This is a genomic window from Haliscomenobacter sp. (genome assembly GCF_040403615.1).
Lineage (GTDB): Bacteria > Bacteroidota > Bacteroidia > Chitinophagales > Saprospiraceae > Haliscomenobacter.
In genome coordinates this window covers 1-3023 of record NZ_JBBAKG010000233.1, presented here as the reverse complement: position 1 = coordinate 3023, position 3023 = coordinate 1, and the positions used below count along the sequence as shown (strand labels likewise).

The following is a 3023-nucleotide window of genomic DNA, read 5'->3' as shown; positions in this document are numbered from 1 at the left end:
ACGCATGCCGTTGCAATCAGTAGCAACCCACTCGCGCTCGATTTTTGCGTAGATGCCATCGCGTGTAAACGCCACATCGGTACAAGAGTAGAAAATTACTTTGTCGCTCCACTTCAGGGTAACGCGGCAACCACAGTTGAAGCAGTTGTCTTTGAAGTAAGCATAGCCCAGGTTTTTGATGTTGTCAGAAGCCAGGCCTGGAGGGATCAAGCCCAATTGGCAATTGTCACCAGTTCCAGCAACACCTTCAGCGTTGTTGATGGTCTGGCTACCAGTTGCAGCAGGACGTGGAGAGCTGGTTGCACCTACGTTACCAATCGTCAAACGATTGTTCAACACGTAGTTCACATCGTAGCAATCCAAAGTAATGGGGGCAGGTGCACAAATCAGCGCAGGTGCTGTTTTGTCTTCTGCCGTTACTTTGCCCCAGCAAATGATGTTGCCGAAGGCGTCGAACAAGCCGTAGGTCCAGACCCCAGCGCAATCGATCAGGCCACCGTTGCTTGGATTGTTGTCCATGACCCGTACCGTGCCGCCGCCGCAATTCACATCGGAGACTAGGCTGCCAGTCAACAAGAATTGGCAGTTCGCATCCAAGCTTACCGTTACATCCTGGCAGCCGCAATTGGCTACTTGGAAGGTCTTCGTGATGGCCTTAACGCAGCCCGGATCATTCAGGTTTTTTGAACCCGCCGCTCCCGCGTCGAAGCTGTATTCCAAGGTATTGATACCCAGCGGTAAATTCGCAGGGGTGATCGTCAGGTTGGTTGGGGAAGCTCCTGCACCCGCTTGGGTATTGCCATTCAGTTTGAAAGTACCGGTTCCAACGGCGTTGTTGGCCGCTGTGCCTGTAACTGTAAATGGTGCCGCATTGGGTGATACCAATACAGGCAGGTTATTGATCGCTACATCGGGGTAGTAACAGATGTTGTTTACGCTCAGCCTAACGTTGCTCTGGCTGCCTAGGGCATTGGGCCCTTCTACCGTCATCGTATAGCCAGAACTATCCGTATGCTCAAATACAATTTCGTATTTCTGCGTCGTATTGTTGTAAGTGAGGGTATTACCTACCGCCACATTGCCCGGAGCTACGCCGCCTACGCGAGCAGAAGCAACAGCGACTACCGTCCAGGTTTCGCCTGCAAACGGAGAACTCACACTTACTTCTTCATCAAATAGGCTATTGCCTTTGCACGTACAGGGATCGTCGATCTTATAAATGGTTGTTGAACAGTCTACTACCGTCAGGCTCCGCGTCGATAGAGACGATATACAGCCATTGGCGTCTTGTGCACTGAAACTGATTGTTGCTGCCCCAAAGCCCAGTCCCTTGGCACTGGCTGTGCCATTGTTGTGGTTCGTCATTTGGACGCTGCCAGCACCGCCGGTTTGTGTCCAGCTATAGGTGTAGGGGCCCGTACCACCCGTCACTGTGCTGCTTAGCAAGATCGTGGAGTCTTTGCACAGGAAGGGCAGGAAGTTGATGGTAGTGGTGATTTGTGTTGTAGTGGTGATTTTCAGTGGTGGAATATCCTTTTCTACTTGCCCCTGGCCATCTACATCTACACTCTTTAAAACAAAATCAGCATCAGCTAATACCTTTATTCTAATGGTATCGCCACTGGTATAGTTTTGAACCAGCGTATCTTTGCCGTTATAGCCGATGACGAGGTCAAAAGGACTGGCAGGGCAGGTGGCCTCCACCACAAATTTGGCAGTCTCACCAGGACACAATTGAGGTGTGGATGTAGTGAAGGAGATGCTGGACGCTGACACGCCTCCCATCGGCAAACTATTCAAGACAGATCCGGGATTGCTCGTGATGTTAAAACTTTCGGGATCCAGGTCGTAAATGGTTCCTGCATTCGTGGTAATGTCTGCAACAAGTGTTGCTGATGTATCTTGATTTTGTACAATGATACCGTAGTTCGTAAAACTATTGCTTACATCTACGATCGGAGTACCTACCTCAATCAACGCACAAAGTCCATTGGTAAAAGCGGTTCCTTTGTTTAGAATAGCCGTGGAATCAGCATTTTTGATTACAATATGTGCAGTAGGTCGGTTGTTGAATACCCCTGCAGCATCATTGACGATCCCACCGCCATAGAGCGGACCTTTTTTGCCAATGTTGATCAAGCCACAGTTGTCAAATAATTTGTTGTTGTAAATGCCCGCTTTGCCGATGCCTGTATCTCTGGCCATCCAGATTTGACCAAAATTGTAGGCATCTCCGGTATTGTGAATGCCATTGTTGCCCACAAAATCAGCGTAAATTTTGCCATTGCGGCTATTGCGGAAATACTTGCTGTTTTCGATCCCTTCGTTGTTAAGGGTATCCAATTCAATGATTCCTTCGTTGATCAGGGTATCGGAATTGACAATGGCATTAAAGCTATTGAATCCATTAAGATTACTCATTTTCAATTTACCCAGGTTCCTCCAGGATCCTTTATTCTCAAGTCCTATCCCAATCCCATCGAATAAACTGATATCTCCGTAATTGAAAGATTTGCCACCAGCCTGATTCTGGATAGAAGGAGTAAATTCTGGCAAATATTTTGCCCAGATTGAGCCTCCCTGGTCATTTACAAATTTTCCACTATTGATCAAAACTGCATTTCCTATTTGTTCTATACGCAACTCAGCCTGATTCAGCAGATAGCCAGTATTATAAATAAAACTCTTTAAATTAGTAACATTTGCCAACATGTTCGAGCCTAGAATCAAAGTATCTCTATTGACCATAAAAGTATCAATATCTCTGATACTTAAATTGACATCCAGTTCCATGTAGTTGTAGTTTGTAATAAGCGCTCTACCTCCTATATTATTAAGCTCGAGCGTACCGGTAAGTTGCTTGTACCACCCCTCATTAACTACTGCACCCTTGCCACTACCACTAAAAGTGGCAGCTCCTTCTACAATTACTGTTCCCGTTGCGGTATTGTAAAGTTGAACATCTCCCGAGGCTTCCAGTTTGAGGCTTCCGCTGGGTTTGCCAACCAATGTTCCAGCATTGC

At 47.1% G+C, this 3023-nt stretch carries 1 pseudogene; it reads right to left on the bottom strand.

The window, feature by feature from the left end:
* A pseudogene (locus ABW391_RS29090) lies at positions 1 to 2205 on the bottom strand (hypothetical protein); the annotation flags it as partial.
* Positions 2206 to 3023 lie beyond the last annotated feature (818 nt).